Consider the following 19,980-nt stretch of genomic DNA (forward strand, 5'->3'; position numbering starts at 1 on the left):
TATCCCAAACGCACAAAGTACTGCGGACGCAGTGCAGCAATCCAATCAGATATCTTCAACAGCTTTATAAGCTGGGCTAATATCAGGCATGGACCTGACTCTTCTCCGCGCTTTTGTCACCGTCGCCCGCGAAGGCAATCTCACGCGCGCGGCCGTGTTGTTGCACGTGTCGCAGCCCGCCGTCAGCTTGCAGATCAAGAACCTGCAGGAGACGCTGGGCGTCACGTTGTTCTCGCGAACGTCGCATGGCCTGATCCTCACGCGCGACGGTGAAGCCCTCCTGCCCCACGCGGAGCGAGCCCTGACGGCCGCAAGCGAGGTCCGGCGCGTGGCCGCCGCGCTTCGGCATGAGGTCAGTGGCCGCCTGACCATCGGGACGATCCTCGATCCCGAATTCCTGCGTCTGGGCGGCTTCTTGCGGGCGCTCGTGGAAACGTATCCGCGCATCGAAACCGCTTTGCGGCATGGCATGTCAGGCTGGGTGCTCGAGCGCATCAAGGCGCGCGATCTCGATGTGGGGTTTTATATCGGCGATCCTGCAATCGATGAACCCCGCGATCCGGAGCGCTTTCATGTCGTACAGTTGAAGCCGTATCTGTATCGCGTGCTGGCGCCGGCGGGCTGGAAGGAGCGCGTGAACCGGCCCGATCGCGCAGAAGGTGGGGCAATTGGCTGGGTGGCGCTGGCCCGGCTGCCCTGGATCTGGACGCCGGCGGAATCGGCTCATAACCGCTTGCTCACGCGGATCTTCGACGCCCACGGGGTCCAGCCGGTCAAAGTCGCGGAAGTGGACCAGGAGCCATCAATGCTCGATCTGGTCAAGTCGGGCGTGGGCCTGACACTCGTGCGCGATTCCATCGCGCTGGCTGAAGCGCATGCGCACGCGCTGACTATCGTGGAGGGCGTCACGGTGCCTACCCAGCTTTCGTTCATCGTGCTGGCGGAGCGCCGCGAGGAGCCGAGTATCGCGGCGGCGTTACGTCTGATTGAAGATCAATGGGCGACCTAGTCGCCTGAACAACCGTTATGAACGTCATGACCGGAAGCCGATGAATCTTCCGGTCATCAAATTTTGTTAGTCTGAGGGACGCGCATCTGGCGCCCACGTGAACAGGAAATCCAACATGGCACGCAATATCGAAATCAAGGCTCGCGCGCATCAGTTCGACCAGCTTCTGGCGCGCGCAGCAGCGCTGGCCAGCGAACCGCCGATGATCTACCGCCAGCAGGATTTTTTCTACGATGTGCCAAACGGCCGCCTCAAACTGCGTCAATTCGACGACAACACGCCGGCCGAACTGATTTTCTATCAACGCGACGACCGCGACGGCCCGAAGGTGTCGTATTACTCGCGCAGCCCGGTCACCAACCCCGAAGCTACCCACGCTCTGCTCGCACAGGCGCTGAACACGCGCGGCATCGTGAATAAGGAGCGGCATGTTTATATCGTCGGGCGCACACGGATTCATCTGGACCGCGTGGACGGACTGGGCGATTTCATCGAACTGGAAGTGCTGCTCGCCCAGGATGACGACGAAGCCGGCGGCGAAAAGGAAGCAGAGGAATTGTTTGCGAAGCTTGGCGTGTCGGCGAGCGACCTTGTGCCGGTCGCGTATGTCGATCTGCTGAGCGAGCCGGCTTAATCGGCGGAATCGGGCGGAGTGGCTGCGAGATGTCCCAGCGGCAGCGGCCCGTTGCGCTTGAATGTGGTCAGCACGATATTGGAGCGCACGCTGTCCACTCCAGGAACTCGCATCAGTTTTTTCATGACGAACGTTGACAGCGCGTTCAAATCCGGCGCGACGATTCGCAACAGGTAATCTGCGTCGCCAACCGTCGCATGGCATTCGAGCACTTCGGGCAGCGCCTCGATCTGCTGCTGGAACTGGTCGATAGCGGTATCGCCGTGATGCTTCAGCTTAAGGCTCGTGAAAGCGGTCACGCCGAGGCCGAGTTTTTCGGGACGCAGCACAACCCGGTAACCATCGATCACGCCGGTCGCCTCCAGCCGTTGCAGGCGGCGACCTATCTGCGATGGCGACAGCGGCACTTCCTCGCCGAGTTGTTGATGCGTCGCGCGGCCGAAGCGCTGAAGAACGTCGAGCAGCGCGAGATCAAAGTGATCGAGGTCGACCATGTGGATATCCTGCGTGAAAAGCCGAAAGACGCAAGCTTACCGCGTGTTCTCTTGGCCGCAGGCGTGGTCCTTGCGCCCAGAATAGCCATCGCTAATGCAAAGGCAAAGAGGTCCCGACATGATCAAGAAGCTTACAACCGACGAACTGCCCGAACTTCTTGCAGAGTTAAAGCACTGGCAACTCAGCCCGGACAACGACTCGATTCTCCGAAGTTTCAAGTTCGCTGATTTCAACGAGGCATTCGGTTTCATGACCCGCGTGGCAATAAAAGCGCAGGAAATGGATCACCATCCAGAATGGTCGAATGTGTACAACAAGGTGGAAATCACCCTCTCGACGCATACGGCAAAAGGTCTGACAGAACGCGATATAACGCTCGCGCGATTCATCGATTCCATAACCTGAAGCGCCTGAAATCCGCTTACCAACCTGACTACTGCGACAAATGCGTAACAGCCGTATTACAGACGATGACATTCAAAATCCGCAATAAGCGAGCTGGGAAAAGCCTGTACGGGACCAAAACTCACTTATTCGAAAGCAGAAACAAAGGTGTTTGCAAGTCTGCGGCAATGAAATCTTTCAACGAGAAAGAAAACCGCTCATACAGGCGTAAGCTTTCACAAGGCCTTATGCGTTCTGACGACTCCAGTCCATCGGCGGCACAGACCGACACTGTACAATCAGCAGCGCATACGGTTTGGACAGTCCGTTTATCTCTTTCAACGACCGAATTCGTCGCCACGGGGACCAAGCGGACGTGCTGGAAACCGGCCGCGGGGTGGCGTCCGCGAAGCAGGGAATTCCGGCGTATCCGGCCGCAGGAGAATCGCTGCACAGTGAGGCGCGTGCAGCGTTTGGCGTAAAAAGATTGCTGATATAACTCGGACGGCGCCGCGGTAAAGAAAGGTAGGCAATTCCGGCTGGCGGCCGCGACGCACAATCGAGCCCAACCCATCGTATAAGAGCGACTTCCATGCGAATCCTTCTGATCGAAGACGACCGCCCCATCGCGCGCGGCATTCAAAGTAGCCTTGAACAAGCCGGCTTTACCGTCGATATGGTCCACGACGGCATTTTCGCGGAGCAGGCGCTCACGCAAAATCGCCATGAATTGGTGATTCTCGATCTCGGCTTGCCGGGTATCGACGGCATGACGCTGTTGTCACGTTTCCGCCAGGGCAATCGTCATACGCCAGTGATTATCCTGACCGCGCGTGACGAACTGCATGACCGCGTCCAGGGCCTGAACAGCGGCGCCGACGACTACATGCTCAAACCGTTTGAACCCGCCGAACTCGAAGCGCGCATTCGTGCCGTGATGCGCCGCAGCGGCCCGCATGGCGATGTACCGCGTCCGGAAGTATCGCTGGGCGGCTTGCGCCTGTCGGGTGTGGATCGCCGCATTTTCAACGACGAAAAACCGCTGGAATTGTCGCCGCGTGAATTCGCCGTGCTCGAAATGCTGTTGCTGCGACACGGCCGTGTGGTCAGCAAAGCGCAGTTGCAGGATCACCTGACGCACTTCGGCGGCGATCTCGGCGACACCGCCATTGAAGTCTACGTGCACCGGGTTCGCAAGAAACTCGAAAACTGCCGCGTGGAAATCGTGACGGTGCGAGGTTTCGGCTACTTGCTGCAGGAAATCCGGCAGGCCGCGTAAGCGGTTTGTCGATGGCATAACCAGCCTGACGAGCGGTAACCAGCACCTTGCGATTCCCTCCCCGGCGCACGCCCGACGAACGTTTCGACCGCGCCGACTGGCTGCACCTGGCGCGCTCGGCAACCCCGTCTGCGAGCGTGCCGCCCAGCCTGCGCCGCTCGCTGTTGCGCCGCCTTGCCGCGCCGCTGTCGCTGCTCGCGTTAATGAGCGGATTGATGGCGTACTGGCTTGCGTGGCAATACACGCAGCACGTGGTCGACCGCTCGCTGGCCGATCTCGCCACGGCTATCTCCAAGCAAATCCAGCTAGCGGGCGTCGACGCACCGCTCACGGTGCCGCCGCTCGCCCGCGCGATGTTCTCCGATCCCGTTGAACAACTGATCTACCGGATCAGCGACGGCGATAGCGAGATCGCCGGCGAACCCGATCTGCCGCTGACCGGTACGAACGTGCGCCGGATTCACTACGCCTATGTCTTTGAGACGAACTTCCAGGGCACGAGCGTGCGTGCGGCGCAGGTGCGTGTGGACCAGACGCACGGCAATCCGATCGTTGTGGAAGTGGCGCAGCGCGTGGGCTCGCGGTATCGGATAGCGGTCGAGTTCATGGTCGCGATCATGATGCCGCTGCTGCTCCTGCTGCTGGCCGGCTGGGTGATCGTATGGCGCGTGGTGAACCAGCAGCTCAACCCGCTGACCGATCTCGCCGATACCCTCAACCGGCAGACCCATATGTCGCTGGAACCGGTCGACGAATCTTTTGTTCCCATCGAAATTCGTCCTTTGACGAGCGCGATGAACGCCCTGCTCGACCGCCTGAAAACGGCGCTGGACGGACAGCGCAAATTTATCGCCGATGCCGCCCATCAGTTGCGTACGCCGCTCACCGCCGTGAAGCTGCACGCCGAGCAGGCGGCGAGCGCCAAGGACCCGGCGAAGGTGCTGGAAGCGGTCAAGGAACTGCGGGCATCGGCGGATCGGGCTGTGCGTTTGTCGAATCAGCTGCTCTCGCTCGCCCGCGCCGAGCCGGGTGAACAAGCGGCGCGTTTCACCGACTTCGATTACGCCACGCTCGCGTTCGAAACCGGCGCCGAATGGGTGCCGCGCGCGCTGGCTGTGCGTGTCGACATGGGCTTCCAGCGTCTCGACGATCCCGATAACGAACATCCCCTGATCGTGCGCGGCAATCTCGTGCTGGTGCGCGAGGTGATCGGCAATCTCATCGATAACGCGCTGAAATACGTGCCCACCTCGCGGGCCGAAGGCGCGCGCGTGACCGTTACGGTGACGCAGACTGTCGAAGAAACCGGCCGGAGGATGGGCGAAATCGTGGTGGAAGATAACGGCCCGGGCGTGCCTCTGGAACAGCAGCCGGATCTGTTCAAGCGCTTTTTTCGCGGCGATGGCCACGGCGTGGAAGGCGGCGCCGGACTGGGTCTCGCGATCGTCCACGACATCATGGTCCTGCACAATGGCAGTGTGCATTACGAAGATGCTCCAGCGCCCGAAGGCGGCGCGCGCTTCATCGTACGGATGCCTTTGAAAACGGCATAGAAAAACGCCACGGAGGAAACCTGCCGTGGCGTTTTTTTTGCTGACACGCTCTACGAAAGCCCTACTTTTTCTTCTTCAACGCCAGCATGGTGCCGCGACACTTTTTGGCGCCGCAGCGGCATTCGTATTCCTGCTTGAGCTTCTTCGTGATGCGACCGTCGATGACGAGACCGTAGTCGTAGTACAGCTCTTCATCTTCCTTGATCGCACGCAGCGCGTGGATGAACACGCGCCCTTCCTTCTCTTCGGCTTCGCAATTCGGCGCGCACGAATGGTTGATGTAGCGTGCGCTGTTGCCGTCGACCTTGCCGTCAATCACTTTGCCGTTTTCGAGCGCGAAATAGAACGTATGGTTCGGCTCGTCCGGGTTGTGCGGATGACGGCGCAACGCCTCTTTCCACGAAATGCGTTCGCCTTTGTACTCGATTATCCGTTCGCCTTTGGCGAGCGGCATCGCGGCGAACACGCCCTTGCCGTGTATGCCCGAACGGCGGACGGCGACCCTCCGTGAACTCATCGAATGAATCCTTTAAAACGAATCGGTTTGGCTTAGCAGACGCTTGAACTTCGCCTCGTCCCGGTTTCACGCGAACGGTGACGAACCGGAACGTGGATTAAAAAAACGCGGCGGCCTGAATGCGAGGCGCCGCCGCGTTGCTGTCCTTCTCATTGCGCTGGTTGCTTCGGTTGCTTCATGTGCTGCAATTCACTGTCCTTCGCCGCCCGCGTGAGGGTGAAACCATGCGGGCGAACAACGGCATCGTACACGTTAGGCGCGCACGAGTTCAACCGCTCCATAAATTCGAGCCGCGAGTTTCAGCGCTGACCGAACGAGATATCGCCGAACAACGCTTTTTGTTCGCGCGGCTGCGAGCGCCAGTATTGCGGCGGCGCTTCGACGGTCGCACCCAGTTGCGCGGCCGCGTGCCACGGCCAGCGCGGATTGTAGAGCAGCGCACGCGCCAACGCGACGAGATCCGCCTCGCCCGACTCAATAATTTCTTCGGCATGCTGCGGGTCGGTGATAAGACCCACGCCCATGGTATTCACGCCCGTCGCTTCCTTGATGGCCTTTGCGAACGGCAGCTGATAACCCGGCGACAGCGGAATTTTTTGCAGCGGTGAAACACCACCCGACGACACATCGATCCAGTCCACCTTGTGTTTCTGCAACTCCTTCACGAACACGATGGTCTGCTCGATATCCCAGCCGCCTTCCACCCAATCCGATGCCGACACACGCAGGCCGACGGGTTTATCGGCGGGAAAAGCGGCGCGCACGGCGTCGAAGACTTCGAGCGGAAAACGCATGCGGTTTTCGAGCGAGCCGCCGTATTCATCGGTGCGCTGGTTGGCGAGCGGTGAGAGAAACTGATGCAGCAGATAACCGTGGGCCGCGTGCACTTCGAGTGCGTCCAGGCCCAGGCGCGCGGCGCGCTTCGCTGTCGCCACGAAGGCTTCGCGTATGCGGATCAGGCCGGCTGCGTCGAGGGCTAGCGGCGGTGTTTCGCCTTCCTTATGCGGAATCGCCGATGGGGCCGAGGGCATCCAGCCGCCTTCTGACACGGGGATCAGTTGACCGCCTTCCCAAGGCACCGCGCTCGACGCTTTGCGGCCCGCGTGGCCGAGTTGCATCGTGATGGCGATGTGTGAATATTTTCGAATGGCGTCGATGACGGGTTTGAGCGCGGCTTCAGTCACGTCGTCCCAGAGGCCGAGGTCGCCGGGGGTGATGCGGCCATCGGGTTCGACTGCGGTTGCTTCGAGGCAGAGCATGCCGGCGCCCGAGAGCGCGAGGTGTCCGAGGTGGATCATGTGCCATGCGGTGGCTTCGCCGCGTTCGGCAGAGTATTGGCACATCGGTGAGACCACGATGCGGTTCGGAAGCGTCACGCCTCGCAGCGTGAAGGGCGAAAACAGAGCGCTCATGGGAGGGTTTCCGGAGGAAAAGGGCGTTTCAGAATAGCACTTTGAGGGCGGGCCGTTCGCACTCGGGGTTTTGGTTTTGGGGGCGTGTTCTGTTCTGGGGGTTGGTGGTCAGGGGTCAGGGTGCTTGGCTCTGGGGGTAGTGGTCGGGGTCAATGCCGGGTTGGTGCTTTCGGCGTTAGTGGTCTGCGAGAGTCGGATATTCTCTTTATCACTATTAGCCACTGTGCGTGGCGGCACGTCATTTCTTTGTCCAAAGCGACAAAGAAACGAAGCAAAGAAAACGCTTTTACAACCCGCTACCCTAAGTGTCCACAGCGTGCAGTTTTCATTCATAGGTGCCCCAAAAGCACGGTGCTCGCCAGAGCCACGGATGTGTGAAACCCTCCTTCTCGCGAATCCTGACACGAACACGCTTCGCCCCGTACGCTCTCGGGCAAGCACCATTGCCAAGGAACCCGCGCGGCCTCACGCGTTCTGGCTGCCGCGCTCTTCGCGTGTCAGCTACGTGGTCTGACGGTTATGTCCGTAGGTCACGGCACCACGCGTGTTGCTGCTCCAGTTTTGGTGAGTTACCCGCGTGGTCACCACAGTTATTTGCGTGGGGACGGCCTTACGCATCTTCGCGACCTCGTTTCCAGCAGGGTTGGCGACATGGTTCGAGGCGTGTACACATTTGGAGGGAGGTTATCCGCGGATAGCGCGGGGTGCTCCTTGGGCAGGTTCAATCACTGGTGGCGAAGCGTGTGGGTATCCGTGTTCGGAGAAGGAGGGGTTCACACATCCTCCGCTCTGGCGAGCACCGTGCTTTTGGGGCACCTATGAATCAAAACTGCACGCTGTGGACACTTAGGGTAGCGTGGTTTAAAAGCGCTTTCTTTGCTTCGTTTCTTTGTCGCTTTGGACAAAGAAATGACGTGCCGCCACGCACAGTGGCTAACAGTGATAAAGAGAAAATCCGACTCTCGCAGACCACTAACGCCGAAAGCAGCAACCCGGCATTGACTCCGACCACTAACGCCAGAACCGACCACCCCAGCACCAACCCCGACCACTACCCCCAAAACCTAACACCCGTCCACCAGCGTGAGCGAAAACCTCTATTTCGCTGGCTCAAAGCGGTCCAGCCATTCGCCAAAAATCTTCCGCGCGGCGCGCTCCAACGCCGGTCCATGCCGAACCGTATCGGCGCGTAAGGCGGTCACCGTCGTCCCGCATTCCGCCACTTCACCCGGATACGCGACAAGCCAACTTTCAAACCGGTCGACCAGGATTTCCGGATGGCATTGCAAGCCCAGAACGTGATCGCCCCAACTGAAAGCCTGATTCTCGCAAACATCTGTAGATGCAAGCCGCGTAGCGCCATCGGGAAGATCAAAGGTATCGCCATGCCAATGGAGAACCGGTGTCGGCTGATCATCCACATCGAAATGCCGCAAAGCAGAAGCCCGTCCCGCTTCGGTCAACGTCAACGCCTTCCAGCCGAGTTCCTTTTGCGCCGCCGGATAAACCTTCGCCCCGAGCGCCCGGGCAATCAACTGCGCACCCAGGCAGATGCCAATAGTCGGCAACCCCGCCGCAATGCGCTTTTCCAGCATCGCGAGCAACGGATTCAAATGGGGAAACAGCGCGTCGTCGTAAGCGCCGATCGGGCCGCCAAGGACGACCATTAACGATGTATCGAGCGGATTAGGAGCGTCGATGCGAGCGCGCCCCACATCGAGATAACGTACCAGTTGGCCACGATCGCCCAGCACCAGTTCCAGGCTGCCAAGATCTTCGAAATAGACGTGGCGTATCGCCAGGACTTCACGTTTCATCGGCGGTCATCCAGGAGAGCGGGCAAGCTGGGATCAGTACGCGCGGCATCCGGCCGCGCACAAGGGAGAGGCGCAGTCGAGCAGCCAGCGCACCGCCAACGGGCGCGCGGCTCGAATAGTCTAACCGAGACCGGCGTGCTTCGCGCTCAGGGCGCGAAGCACGGACGGCGAACGTGAAGCTTCAGGCAGCGACGCTTACGCGACCTGCGCGAAGATCTTCCAGTTCTTCTTCTGCTTGGCGAGATCGCCTTCTTCGTATACCGAACAATCGAGACGCAGGTCGGTATCGGCCATGTCGATGTTCAGCAACGCGCAGTGATGCGGCGTCTTCTTCGGGTTCTTGCTCGCTTCGAGGTGCGTGCAGCTCAGGCACATGCGGTGCGGCGGAATCTGCTGCACCACTTCGAGCTGTCGAATGGTCTTGAGCAAGCTGCGGTACAACTGCGACTGCTCATCGACTTTCAACGTGCCGACCGCCTTCGACAAGAACTCCGGCCATACCAGCGCCTTCTTGGCTGCCGTCTTTCCGCGTGCGGTCAGGCGTACTGCCAGCGCGCGCCCGTCGTCCAGCGCGCGGCGCTTTTCGACCAGACCCTTGCCTTCCAGCGTGCTGACGGCATCGCTCGTGGTCGCGGCGGTCAACGCCGTTTCCCGTGCGATCTCGCCAAGCCGCATTGGACCGCGCCGCTGCATCAGCAACACGAGAATTTCGCCCTGGGTCGGCGTCAAGCCCGCACCCTCAGCCCATTCCCACGCCTGGCTACGCATCGCCGTGCTCAACCGCAGCAAACCATGGGTCACCCGCCCTGTGGCCTGCTCTCCATATACGCCTTCGCTCATAGTCGTTCGCTTCGTCTTTCTTGATGCTTATCTGATGGTTCGGCAACGGCTCGAAACCGGTAAAACGTCAGACCCCGCTCGTTTTACCCAAGCCGCTGCAGGCTCAATCGCCGGCATATCCGACCGGCGAATCCTTTCGTATCAACTACCGTCTCAAAATTCGGGCGATCAAACCGATACAGCTAGTTCGTCGTCCGGATAAGGACATCTATGTTTCTTCGCGGCGCCTGTTCTAGACCGTCCAGCGCTTCATTTGTTTCACCGGCCGTGCTTCCCCCTACCGGTAAAACCGACATTCTAAGCGACTGGAACCAAACGTACACCTTAGTTATTCACAAAACACTGTGGATAACACCGTGGATAACCACATTATTCGATGTGCGCCGATTCTTGATAACCCCCCGGCGTGCAAATCCGCCAAATTGTTATCCCTCGAAACCCCGTTCGATGCAAGGCTCCACACCGTAGTTATGCGCACTCCAAACTGTTGAGTTTGTGGAGATTTTATCGGTTGTCCACAGAATTGCACGATGCTTGTTAACTACTATTACGTATGTATACGAACTCATGACAGTAAACCTTGGAGGTAGCTTATCGGCATCGGCCTGAAAGAAAATGACGAAAAAAAACCTGCCGGGGAGCAGGTTTTTTTTCGGGAGGCGATCAAGGCCGCTGGAACCAAGGGCGATCGATCACTCGCGCCACTGCAGACATTGCTGGCGCACAGCTTCGTGCAGCGACCGCTCGCGATCGAAAACACCGCGCAACCAGGTTGCGTCGTTCATGTTGCTGCGGGCGATATCGCCGACCTGACGCAGCGCTTCGTTCGAACCAAGCGCGTCAGCGTGAGGCGCGATCACGTCAAGCGTAGCCAGGATGTCTTCGGCAATCGTGCGGCGCTCGCCCGTTTGCGGATCGATGCAACTGCCCTCCAGGCCGAAGCGGCAAGCCTCGAACCGGTTGAACGTGTAGACGAGATAGTCGTCCTCTTTCAGCGTCAGGGGTTTATCGAGCAGCAGGTAGCGCGCGAGCGTCTGGATGTAGCAGGCAATGGCCGCTGCGCGATCAACCGACAACGGCGTGTCCATCACCCGGACTTCGATCGTGCCAAAACCCGGCTTCGGCCGGATGTCCCAGTAGAAATCTTTCATGCTGTTGACCACGCCGGTGCTCACCATCTTTGAGAAATATTCCTCGAAGCTGTCCCACGTGAGCGTGAACGGCGCGCGCCCGGACAGCGGAAATGCAAAGACAGAATTGAGGCGAGCGGAATGAAAGCCGGTATCGACGCCCTGCACGTACGGCGACGAAGCCGACAACGCAATGAAGTGCGGAATAAAGCGCGACATGGAATGCAGCAGGAACAACGCACTGTCCGGGTCCGGGCAGCCAATGTGCACATGCTGGCCGAATACCGTGAACTGCTTCGCGAGGTAACCGTAGAGCTCGGAAAGGTACTGAAAGCGCGGGGTATCGAAGATCTGGCGGTCGCTCCACTGCTGGAAGGCGTGCGTGCCACCGCCACACAGCCCGACGTTGAGGTGGTCAGCAGCGGCCACCAGGGTGTCACGGATGGCACGGAGGTCCGTTACGGCCTGTTCATGCGTCGTACAGATGCCCGTGGACAACTCGATCATGCTTTCCGTGATCTCCGGCGTGATGCTGCCAGGGATCTTTTCGTCCTTGACGAGCCGCATGAGATCGGAGGCGGCCTTGGTCAGGTCGTAGTCGTGCGTGTTGACGACCTGGATCTCGAGTTCGACGCCGAAGGTGAACGGCTCCGAGTTGATGAAAGGTTCGAGTGACATGGTGCCTCTTGATTGACAAAGCCTGGGGCGCCGGCCGACACCTTATCGGCACGACGCGCCCGATAAGCCGGGTAACGTGCTCAAGCGCTCAAAGACCCGTTCAATGACACGCCGGCGACCCGATAAAAATGAGAAAAAGACAGGATAAAACGCTGCTTAGCCCTTGCTTGAACGCTACTCGCGCCGTTCGCCGATCGCCGACAAACTGCGATACACGAGAAACGGCGTAACAATTTGCAGCACGACGATCGAGCACATGACGATTGCCCGCAGCGTCGGGTCGTAGTCGGGATACAGCACGTACATATCGTCGACGAGCAGGTACGCGAGCGCCGACATCGGCGTCAACGCGACCCCGAGCGCCGCGCCCTGTTTCCAGTTGAGACCGCTTGGTTTGGCGAAGATCAATACGCCGACCAGCTTGCCAACGAAACGCGCCACGATCAGCGCCAGCGCAGCCAGACCGCCCAGCGCGATATCGCGCCATTCGAACGATGTCAACGTCAACGCGAACAAAATCACCGTCAGCAACCAGCCTGCCGTGCCGAAATGTGTCGGCCAGAGTTGCGGCCGCTCGTTCGAATTCTTCACGATGATGCCAGCCGCCAGCAGCGCAAGAATGGTCGACAGCTTGAACACATGCGCGATCGCGATCGCGAGCAACACGAGACCGAATAGCGCGACGAACGAGTGCTCGTCGTTGGTATTCAGCCGCCGGTACAGCAGATTGCAGGCCAGCGCGAGCAGCAGCGCGAGCAAAAGCGAACCGAGCAACAGATAAAGCGGCTGGACGATCGTCGCGAGCGTGTTGCCGTAGATCTCTTGGTGCAGCACGCCGGCCGCGAGTTTTTCGACGATCACCGCGTACATGCTGTTGAGCGCGGTCAGCGTGAGCAATCGTTGTGTGACCTGGCCTTCCGCGCGTAGTTCGGTACGCAGTTGAATGACCATGGCCGGTGACGTTGCCATGGCAATTGCGGCAATTACAACTGACGGCATGGTCGGCACTTTGCACAGCGTCAGCGCGATCAATACGAAACCGAACGTGAGCGTGCTTTCCGCAATGCTCGACAAGATCAGATAAGGATTGCGGCGAATCCAGCGCAAGTCGAGCCGGCTGCCGAGTTCGAACAGGAGCAGGCCAAGCGCGACGTCGAGCAACGGTCGCGAGATTCCTGCCGAACTGACATCGATCACACCAAAACCTGCGTTGCCCGCGATCAGGCCAATGACGGCGTAGCCCGTGATGCGCGGCAAACGCCAGGCGCGCCAGAGCAATTCACCACAGAGGCCCGCGGCAACCAGTGCAAGACCAGCCCAAAAAATGGCGTCGGGTGTGAGTGGCCAAACCGGTAAGAATGAAAAGGCCGACTTCATCGTGAGGATTTCTCCTTCGCAGCTAGTGCGGATAGACAGTGAATGGGCAGGTGATGCGCGGCAACAGTGCGCGTTGCCGGAAAGGTTCGTTGCCCGGTGATTCTTCAGGCTCCGTCAAGCCCCGTTGGGACTCGTCGGCCGATTGACAGCCGATTCGCTGGTTGGCCAGTCGGTCCGTTGCTGTCATGGCAACGGTTGCAGCGTTTTTTTCAATCCACGTTGCTCGCGAAGAGCCCGGTTTGAAGCGATAAGCCGGCAAGGCGGCCGAACGAAAGAACGGGGATTGTGCCATAGCTCCCGGCAGCACTTGTTCAACCCCTGCGCTAGTTGGAACCGAGCGGTAACAATGGGTTTCAGTGTCTCGACATAAGGAAAAATTTACCTTCAAGAGGGTCGGATTTTATTGTTGTTTCGTCTGAGACAAGGCGGTTTTTCCACTTTGAGTGCTGCCGATGACGCTTGTTTTAAGGTTTACAAGTTTTGTTTATATATACGTAGTAGTAGTTAACAAGGCCGCACGATTTCTGTGGATAACTCCATTTTCATCAGCGTTTACAAGCGCTTGAAGGACGCATAAGCAGATAGTGAACGTGTGGGCGTCCGAGGGTGAACTCCGAACAACTTCGGGCGAATTCGCGGTGCGACGAAGTTGTCCCGTTTACGCCCACAGCGAGTACACAGGTCATTCGCGCGAAATTCGCCGGGTTATCCACAGGCTGCGGTGGATAGTTTGCCGACCAATGTTTTTAGCCGAGTTCGCCTTGTCGCAATGCCCGCAGAAGGTAGCGCGCGGGGTCGATGGCGTCAGCCAGTTCACGTTCGATCGGCCACGGCTCGCCTTCGATTTGCGCCGCGATCAGCTCGGCGGCCAGTGTCGACCACACCAGTCCGCGCGAACCGAAAGCAAACGCGCCGTATAAGCCGGGCATGCGCGGCAAATCGAGCGGCCATGCGCCGGAAAGACGGGGGGCATCGGCACGGGCGGCGGTTTCATCGGCGAGGGAGCCGATCATCGGCATGCGATCGCTCGTCACCGATCGAAATGCCACGCGGCCTTCCAGCGTTTCTCGCGTTGGTTTGAACCCGGCGAGGGCCGGCAACATCATCGCGACGCGGTCCAGGTTTTCGATATGACCGGCGGCCTGGATTTGCGTATCGATGTCGTCGATATCGTAGGTCGCGCCGGTTAGCGTTCGATGCGCGCCGAGCGGCACGGCGTAGCCATCGCCGACGATGGGTACGCGCAGGCCGTCGAGCGGACTCGAGTCCAATAGCGTTAGCTGGCCGCGTACGCCGCGCGTCGGAAGGCCGTGGAGCCCGGCGAGGCGTTGCGCATCGCCGGCGTTGGCAAGGATCAAGACGGGGGCTTGGGCGAGGGTGCGGCCGGTGATGTCGAAGGCAGTCCACGTGCCGTTTTCCCGATCGATCCGCGCGACTTCCGTGCCGAAACGAGTCGTCAGTAAATCGCCCGCAACCGCACATTGCGCGGCGCATATCGCGGCTGGGGAAATCCAGCCGCCGTGAGGGAAAAACCATCCGGGGCGCGCGACGGGCTGGCCGGCCAGGCGGGTGGCTTCGTGTTCATCGACGGGTATTACATAGGACGGCGGCAAGCCGAAGCGCTTGATCGCGGATGCAATTGCGCGTGCATCGTCCGTGGAATCTGCTATTTGCAGCAATCCCTGATGGCTGCGGTTCAGGGTGTGGCCGGCGCGTTCGAGCTCGGACCAGCGGTGCAGCGCGTAGAGAAATCCAGCGCGTGTCAGGCGGGCAGCGATGCTGTCGTCACGCCAGACGATCGGGTGGAAGACGCCGGCGGGGTTGCCCGACGCATCGCGGGCAAGATCGTCGTGACGCTCGATCAGGCTGACTCGCCATCCCCGCGAGGCAAGGCGCTCGGTGATCGCACAGCCGGCAAGGCCAGCCCCGATGACGATTGCATGGCGCAGTCCTTGACGCGAGGAAGCTGATACCGCGTCCGTCGAAAGCACTGCTGATGGAGTGGCGCCCTCAATTGCTAACGCACGCGGCGGTTCGTGACGTCGCACACGCCAGCGTGGCGCGAAGCGCGCTTTCACAAAAGCGCCGTGCGGGGTTTCATCGCAGATAAAGCCTGCGTCTTTGAGCGCTTGGGGAAGGAGGGGATGCGCTTGGGCACATAACGTCGCTTGATCCCCGGCGACGCGGGCCAGCGCTTTGGCGATGTAGGCCAGCTTCGCATCGACCTGCGATAGCCGCAGATAAAAGGCATCGGCACGCAGCCAGATTTTTGGCAGCATGCTTTCCAGCTCGCCGATAGCCAGCGTCAGCACCACGCGTCCGTTTTCAAACTCGAGCCTGTGCAGCCCGGCCACCTGCATGGGCCAGGCATCGATCAGTAATTGGGAGAGGGCGGGCTCCTTGGTGATTACGTCGGGGAGATCCATCGATGTTAGCGGCCCGACCGCCACGAAATGCAGGCGCTCGCAGCGCTGCGGATCTGCGCGCCAAGCGGCCCATGCTTCGATAAAGAGCTGCCCGGCGTCGAATTCCGCCTGTAGGACCGTGAAGTTTCGCTTCCGGGCCCAGCGCGCGCGATCGCCAAGCACGTTTGCACAAAAAAAGGAATGGGTCATCGGAAAGGTTTGAAAGCAGACTGATGATATGGCCTTCGCAGTGCATTTCCGGGGTTGCGCTGCGTTCCCTTAAAGCTAATAGGGGTAAGGCTTAGCGCTTGATACACCGGATCGTGCGTCAACCGTTGGCAAAAACCAACGGAGGGTGAAACGAACAGTACGAAAGGATTGCTTGCAGGAAAAGGGCGGTGGAAAGGGTTTTCACTTGCGTCCGATCATGCGTAAATCTTCGAAACCCTTGTCCTGCTTGGGTTTGCGCTGCGTTATGATAACAACCGCCGAGTAAGGAGGAGGCCCGGCGACCGGGGTGTGAGGGTTTGCCGGAATAGTGGGCCAGGGGGCTGGACCCGCGCCAGTACTCGACTGCAAGGCCCGCGCACGTATAATCGGCGCGTTCGCGCTGTTCGTGTCAACCTAAACTGATAAAGGAACCTTAATGAATAAACAGGAACTGATCGACGCCGTGGCCGCTCAGACCGGCGCCAGCAAGGCTCAAACCGGCGAAACGCTGGACACGTTGCTCGAAGTGGTCAAGAAGGCCGTCTCGAAGGGTGACGCCGTGCAGTTGATTGGCTTCGGAAGCTTTGGTTCGGGCAAGCGCGCAGCGCGCACCGGCCGTAACCCGAAGACCGGCGAATCCATTAAGATTCCGGCCGCCAAGACCGTCAAGTTCACGGCTGGCAAGGCATTCAAGGACGCAGTGAACAAGCGGTAAGTTGTAGCCGGTTGTCAGTATGGAACCCGCCATCGGCGGGTTTTTTTTTGCTCGCGCCGGTGGACGGGGTTGGGGGTTGGCGGTTTCTGCGTTAGTGGTCGGGGTCAATGTCGGGGTGGTGGGTTCTAGCGTTAGCGGTCGGGGTCAATGCTGGGTTGATGCTTTCGGCCTTAGCGGTCTGCGAGAGTCGGATTTTCTCTTTATCACTATTAGCCACTGTGCGTGGCGGCACGTCATTTCTTTGTCCAAAGCGACAAAGAAACGAAGCAAAGAAAGCGCTTTCAAACACGCTACCCTAAGTGTCCACAGCGTGCAGTTTTCATTCATAGGTGCCCCAAAAGCACGGTGCTCGCCAGAGCTCCGGATGTGTGAACCCCTCCTTCTCCGAACACCGATACCCACACGCTTCGCCACCAGTGATTGAACCTGCCCAAGGAGCACCCCGCGCTATCCGCGGACGACCGACCACCAAATTTGTACGCGCCTCGAACCTCGTCGCCAACCCTGCTGGAAACGAGGTCGCGAAGATGCGGGCGGCCGTAACCGACGAAGATAGCTGTACAGAACGCGCAGCCAATTCACAAAAACTGAAGCAGTAAACACAAACACGCATGAAGCTCTAGCCAAATGAATACGGTCGCACAGACTAGGTAGCTAACCTGTCAAAAAGCCGCAGCCGTAAATATCTGTAAGGCCGTGCGGGTTCATTGGCAATGGTGCTTGCCCGAGAGCGTACGGGGCGAAGCGTGTTCGTGTCAGGATTCGCGAGAAGGAGGGGTTCACACATCCTTCGCTCTGGCGAGCACCGTGCTTTTGGGGCACCTATGAATCAAAACTGCACGCTGTGGACACTTAGGGTAGCGTGGTTGAAAGCGTTTTCTTTGCTTCGTTTCTTTGTCGCTTTGGACAAAGAAATGACGTGCCGCCACGCACAGCGGCTAACAGTGATAAAGAGAAAATCCGACTCTCGCAGACCACCACGGCCGAAAGCACCAACCCAGCAATAGACCCCGACCGCTAACGCAGAAACCACCGCCCCCCCAACACAGACCCCCGACCACCCCAAAACCCCAACCCCGTCCACCGGCGCGAGCGAAAACCTAATGGGCTCCACAATCGCAATCATCATCATGATGATCGTGGTCATGCTCATCTTCATCCATCTCCCACGACGGGAACGGATCGGCCAACAATCCCTCCGTCGCTTGCGACCATTCCTCATCGGTGACAAGACACGCGTCAAAAGCCCCCCGCCAATGCGACTCGTCCAGGTCAGTTCCGATCATCGCCAGTTCCTGTCGCCGGTCGCCGATAGTCATATCGTCCGCATCGCCGTACCAGTCTGCGGCAATTTCAGCCTCCAGCTCAGCATCGCCCGTCGGCCATTCGCTGCGCTCCTGCGCCGCCCACCACATCCCCGCAGGACCATGCCGCAGCGCCCCCCCCGCTTGCGACAACAAACCGCCAATATCGCTGCGTGTCGACAGCCAGAAAAAACCCTTGCAACGCAATACACCCGGCCATTCCTGATGCACCAGCGCCCACAGCCGCCCGGGATGAAACGGCCGGCGCGCCCGATAAACAAATCCACCAACGCCCAAGTCGTCGGCCGCCAACTCCGATGCTGACTCCGGATCGGCGTTCAGCATCGCCAGCCAGCCGGGCGCGCTCGAGGTCGCGTCAAAGTCGAAGCGGTCTGTGTTCAACAACTCGCTCGCCGCGACCGCGCCTTGCCGCGCATCGATAAGTTCGGCGCGCGGATTCAGCGCATGCAGCACGCGCCGGAGTTTGGTGAGCGCGTCGGTACTGACGAGATCCGTCTTGTTGATCACGATCACATCGCAGAACTCGATCTGCGCGATCAGCGCTTCCACGACCGTGCGGTCGTCGTGGCCATCGTGGTCCTGGCTTGCCATCCCGCGCTCGCTGAGCGAATCCGTCGACGCATATTCGCGCGAAAAACTCTCCGCATCGACGACGGTCACGATCGTATCAAGGTGCGCGATGTCGTTATCGAAGACCAGGCTCTCGGCGATCACCTGCGGGTCGTCGGTGCCGGACGCTTCCACCACGATCGCGTCGAAGCGGCCTTCCGCGGCAGCACTGTTGATTTCACTCGATAGATCGTCGATCCGGCCGCGAACAACCGCGATGGACATGCCGGCATGATGCGCGAGCAAATGGTCGAGCAGCGTGGTCTTGCCTACGCCTGGCAAACCGGCAAGCACGGTAACGGGCAGGGGCTGATTCATCGCGTTTGGCATCGAAAGAGGGCGCGAAACTCGCGCGCGCAGCCGCTGAAAACGGTGGCGCTTTCAAGAAAACCCGCCTCGAATAGCGGCGAGCTGGAACGCGGAATTGTGCATCAAACGCGGCTGGAACGCCGCGCCATGCGATGAAAAACAGAAGAAGCTGAACGAAACAAACGAAGCGAACCTGAATCAGCGCGATGCCGTCAGCAGCTTCCACTTACCCAGGATATTGATGATCTGCTTCGAGTACTGATCTCGCAGCGACGGCGTTTCCGAATGGTAAGCGCCGACCGCTTGCCACGTGTTGCCATACTTGTTCATCTTCTGGCGTAAATGCCACGCGGCGATATAGACCGACTTGCACGGCTGCATCAGCGTGGTGGTCGAAATTCCGTACTGCGCGAGCTGCGTCAGATGCACCGAATTGATCTGCATCAGACCGTAGTCGATGGAACCGTTCGCGTTCTTGTTCATAGCGTCCGGCTGGTTGTGCGACTCTTGCCACGCGATCGCCCGCAGGATCAGCGGGTTGACCTTCTGATACTTGGCGGCTTCATCGAAACAGTCGGCGTGCGCGGGCGCGGCTGCCAATAAGGCGCCGAAACCGATCGCAAAGAGTCGCAAAAATATTTTCATCATGTTGGGTACCACCTGATCGACTGTGTGCCTTGCACTCGCGAACTGCTGCAGTGAAGGCGCCGCTTTATCGGCAAAAACCGGGTAACACCCGGTAAAACAAGGTAAGACGCGGTAAACACGGGAAAACCCGCCCGCACATTGCGCATCCAGCGCGCCGAAGCGCTCGTATCATACCGGCAGACTATGGCGTTTTAAATTTGGCCATCCGACATAGCCAAGGCATGTGACGCCAATTTTTATGAAAGCTATCCGAAAGTTTAGTTAATCGGCCGCGTTTGTCTTTATAGGCGCATGAAATCCGAACTGCTCTACTGCACGGGGGAAAGCGAACAAATATGACAATTTCAACCTCTTTCTTATGTGCAAAGGGCTAGTAAGGGTCAAGACGAACAGAGTTTTATCAGAAGGTTTTTTTGAGATTTGTGACGCTTTACTATTTGACGATCGTCGGCCAAGGATTAGTACTTTTGTGACAAACCTGACATGAAAAGCTGCTATGGTTCACGTTTTTGGGATATGGCATTGCCCGGGCATCGGCCCTGGAAACGTCTGTTTTAAGCCTTCGTGGTGTTAAAAGCGTCGAAAGACGCGTAACACGACTGGTTTTCAGCGACGGGATCAGCAGGTCTAGACA

Annotated in this window: 17 protein-coding genes; 6 read left to right on the top strand and 11 right to left on the bottom strand. The window is 59.1% G+C overall.

Features of this window, described 5'->3' with window-relative positions; genetic code table 11:
* Positions 1-88 precede the first annotated feature (88 nt).
* Both HB376_RS18060 and HB376_RS18065 read left to right on the top strand, forming a co-directional pair.
* The gene (locus HB376_RS18060; protein WP_213765037.1) at positions 89-1,009 is read left to right on the top strand and encodes a LysR family transcriptional regulator; all 921 of its coding nucleotides are present in this window, start codon (positions 89-91) and stop codon (positions 1,007-1,009) included.
* Positions 1,010-1,124: 115 nt separating this feature from the next.
* Positions 1,125-1,643: a class IV adenylate cyclase gene (locus tag HB376_RS18065; protein WP_213765038.1), complete on the top strand. Its 519-nt coding sequence runs from the start codon at positions 1,125-1,127 to the stop codon at positions 1,641-1,643.
* On the opposite strand, the gene HB376_RS18070 is transcribed toward HB376_RS18065, so the two are convergent.
* Positions 1,640-2,137, bottom strand: coding sequence for an Lrp/AsnC family transcriptional regulator (locus HB376_RS18070; RefSeq protein ID WP_213765039.1), 498 nt, complete (start codon positions 2,135-2,137; stop codon positions 1,640-1,642). The genes HB376_RS18065 and HB376_RS18070 overlap by 4 nt on opposite strands.
* Positions 2,138-2,231: 94 nt before the next feature.
* On the opposite strand from HB376_RS18070, the gene HB376_RS18075 reads away from it, so the two are divergent.
* The 3 genes from HB376_RS18075 (at position 2,232) to HB376_RS18085 (ending at position 5,354) form a co-directional block, all read left to right on the top strand.
* Positions 2,232-2,543 (top strand): 4a-hydroxytetrahydrobiopterin dehydratase, encoded by a 312-nt coding sequence (locus tag HB376_RS18075; RefSeq protein ID WP_213765040.1) that lies wholly within the window; start codon positions 2,232-2,234, stop codon positions 2,541-2,543.
* A 571-nt stretch (positions 2,544-3,114) separates the two neighbouring features.
* The gene (locus HB376_RS18080; protein ID WP_047895218.1) at positions 3,115-3,801 is read left to right on the top strand and encodes a response regulator transcription factor; all 687 of its coding nucleotides are present in this window, start codon (positions 3,115-3,117) and stop codon (positions 3,799-3,801) included.
* A gap of 107 nt (positions 3,802-3,908) precedes the next feature.
* Complete coding sequence (locus HB376_RS18085) at positions 3,909-5,354, top strand: sensor histidine kinase (RefSeq protein ID WP_255631422.1); 1,446 nt, start codon at positions 3,909-3,911, stop codon at positions 5,352-5,354.
* Positions 5,355-5,415: 61 nt separating this feature from the next.
* Here the strand turns inward: HB376_RS18085 and HB376_RS18090 are convergent, their stop codons facing one another.
* The 7 genes from HB376_RS18090 to mnmC all read right to left on the bottom strand — a co-directional run bounded on the left by HB376_RS18090 (position 5,416) and on the right by mnmC (position 15,740).
* Positions 5,416-5,871 (bottom strand): SET domain-containing protein-lysine N-methyltransferase, encoded by a 456-nt coding sequence (locus HB376_RS18090; RefSeq protein ID WP_213765042.1) that lies wholly within the window; start codon positions 5,869-5,871, stop codon positions 5,416-5,418.
* Positions 5,872-6,170: 299 nt separating this feature from the next.
* Complete coding sequence (locus tag HB376_RS18095; RefSeq protein WP_213765043.1) at positions 6,171-7,283, bottom strand: NADH:flavin oxidoreductase/NADH oxidase; 1,113 nt, start codon at positions 7,281-7,283, stop codon at positions 6,171-6,173.
* Positions 7,284-8,380: 1,097 nt separating this feature from the next.
* Complete coding sequence (locus tag HB376_RS18100; RefSeq protein ID WP_213765044.1) at positions 8,381-9,100, bottom strand: glutamine amidotransferase; 720 nt, start codon at positions 9,098-9,100, stop codon at positions 8,381-8,383.
* A gap of 195 nt (positions 9,101-9,295) precedes the next feature.
* Positions 9,296-9,940 (bottom strand): MarR family winged helix-turn-helix transcriptional regulator, encoded by a 645-nt coding sequence (locus HB376_RS18105; RefSeq protein ID WP_213765045.1) that lies wholly within the window; start codon positions 9,938-9,940, stop codon positions 9,296-9,298.
* A gap of 692 nt (positions 9,941-10,632) precedes the next feature.
* Positions 10,633-11,748, bottom strand: coding sequence for a YbdK family carboxylate-amine ligase (locus tag HB376_RS18110; protein WP_213765046.1), 1,116 nt, complete (start codon positions 11,746-11,748; stop codon positions 10,633-10,635).
* A 174-nt stretch (positions 11,749-11,922) separates the two neighbouring features.
* Positions 11,923-13,125, bottom strand: coding sequence for a cation:proton antiporter (locus tag HB376_RS18115; protein WP_213765047.1), 1,203 nt, complete (start codon positions 13,123-13,125; stop codon positions 11,923-11,925).
* 746 nt (positions 13,126-13,871) lie between these two features.
* The gene (gene mnmC, locus HB376_RS18120; protein ID WP_213765048.1) at positions 13,872-15,740 is read right to left on the bottom strand and encodes a bifunctional tRNA (5-methylaminomethyl-2-thiouridine)(34)-methyltransferase MnmD/FAD-dependent 5-carboxymethylaminomethyl-2-thiouridine(34) oxidoreductase MnmC; all 1,869 of its coding nucleotides are present in this window, start codon (positions 15,738-15,740) and stop codon (positions 13,872-13,874) included.
* Positions 15,741-16,176: 436 nt separating this feature from the next.
* Here mnmC and HB376_RS18125 point away from each other — a divergent pair, with 436 nt between their 5' ends.
* The gene (locus HB376_RS18125) at positions 16,177-16,455 is read left to right on the top strand and encodes an HU family DNA-binding protein (protein WP_031364544.1); all 279 of its coding nucleotides are present in this window, start codon (positions 16,177-16,179) and stop codon (positions 16,453-16,455) included.
* A gap of 829 nt (positions 16,456-17,284) precedes the next feature.
* Here HB376_RS18125 and HB376_RS18130 read toward each other — a convergent pair.
* The 3 genes from HB376_RS18130 to HB376_RS18140 form a co-directional block, all read right to left on the bottom strand.
* A complete protein-coding gene (locus tag HB376_RS18130; protein ID WP_213765143.1) occupies positions 17,285-17,602 on the bottom strand; it encodes a hypothetical protein in 318 nt (105 codons plus the stop codon).
* Positions 17,556-18,707 carry a GTP-binding protein gene (locus tag HB376_RS18135; protein ID WP_213765049.1) on the bottom strand — a complete coding sequence of 384 codons (1,152 nt, stop codon included), beginning with the start codon at positions 18,705-18,707 and terminating at the stop codon, positions 17,556-17,558. Before HB376_RS18135 ends, HB376_RS18130 begins: the two co-directional genes overlap by 47 nt.
* 189 nt (positions 18,708-18,896) lie before the next feature.
* Positions 18,897-19,343, bottom strand: coding sequence for a lytic transglycosylase domain-containing protein (locus tag HB376_RS18140; RefSeq protein WP_213765129.1), 447 nt, complete (start codon positions 19,341-19,343; stop codon positions 18,897-18,899).
* Positions 19,344-19,980: the final 637 nt, after the last annotated feature.

Origin of the sequence: Caballeronia sp. dw_19 (assembly GCF_018449515.1) — a bacterium.
Classification (GTDB): domain Bacteria; phylum Pseudomonadota; class Gammaproteobacteria; order Burkholderiales; family Burkholderiaceae; genus Caballeronia.

Excerpts from the sequence above, each read along its gene's own strand:
- HB376_RS18060 (WP_213765037.1), top strand. The coding sequence starts at position 89 with ATGGACCTGACTCTTCTCCGCGCTTTTGTCACCGTCGCCCGCGAAGGC.
- HB376_RS18065 (WP_213765038.1), top strand. The coding sequence starts at position 1,125 with ATGGCACGCAATATCGAAATCAAGGCTCGCGCGCATCAGTTCGACCAG.
- HB376_RS18070 (WP_213765039.1), bottom strand. The coding sequence starts at position 2,137 with ATGGTCGACCTCGATCACTTTGATCTCGCGCTGCTCGACGTTCTTCAG.
- HB376_RS18075 (WP_213765040.1), top strand. The coding sequence starts at position 2,232 with ATGCAAAGGCAAAGAGGTCCCGACATGATCAAGAAGCTTACAACCGAC.
- HB376_RS18080 (WP_047895218.1), top strand. The coding sequence starts at position 3,115 with ATGCGAATCCTTCTGATCGAAGACGACCGCCCCATCGCGCGCGGCATT.
- HB376_RS18090 (WP_213765042.1), bottom strand. The coding sequence starts at position 5,871 with ATGAGTTCACGGAGGGTCGCCGTCCGCCGTTCGGGCATACACGGCAAG.
- HB376_RS18095 (WP_213765043.1), bottom strand. The coding sequence starts at position 7,283 with ATGAGCGCTCTGTTTTCGCCCTTCACGCTGCGAGGCGTGACGCTTCCG.
- HB376_RS18100 (WP_213765044.1), bottom strand. The coding sequence starts at position 9,100 with ATGAAACGTGAAGTCCTGGCGATACGCCACGTCTATTTCGAAGATCTT.
- HB376_RS18105 (WP_213765045.1), bottom strand. The coding sequence starts at position 9,940 with ATGAGCGAAGGCGTATATGGAGAGCAGGCCACAGGGCGGGTGACCCAT.
- HB376_RS18110 (WP_213765046.1), bottom strand. The coding sequence starts at position 11,748 with ATGTCACTCGAACCTTTCATCAACTCGGAGCCGTTCACCTTCGGCGTC.
- HB376_RS18115 (WP_213765047.1), bottom strand. The coding sequence starts at position 13,125 with ATGAAGTCGGCCTTTTCATTCTTACCGGTTTGGCCACTCACACCCGAC.
- mnmC (WP_213765048.1), bottom strand. The coding sequence starts at position 15,740 with ATGACCCATTCCTTTTTTTGTGCAAACGTGCTTGGCGATCGCGCGCGC.
- HB376_RS18125 (WP_031364544.1), top strand. The coding sequence starts at position 16,177 with ATGAATAAACAGGAACTGATCGACGCCGTGGCCGCTCAGACCGGCGCC.
- HB376_RS18130 (WP_213765143.1), bottom strand. The coding sequence starts at position 17,602 with ATGACCACGATCATCATGATGATGATTGCGATTGTGGAGCCCATTAGG.
- HB376_RS18135 (WP_213765049.1), bottom strand. The coding sequence starts at position 18,707 with ATGAATCAGCCCCTGCCCGTTACCGTGCTTGCCGGTTTGCCAGGCGTA.
- HB376_RS18140 (WP_213765129.1), bottom strand. The coding sequence starts at position 19,343 with ATGAAAATATTTTTGCGACTCTTTGCGATCGGTTTCGGCGCCTTATTG.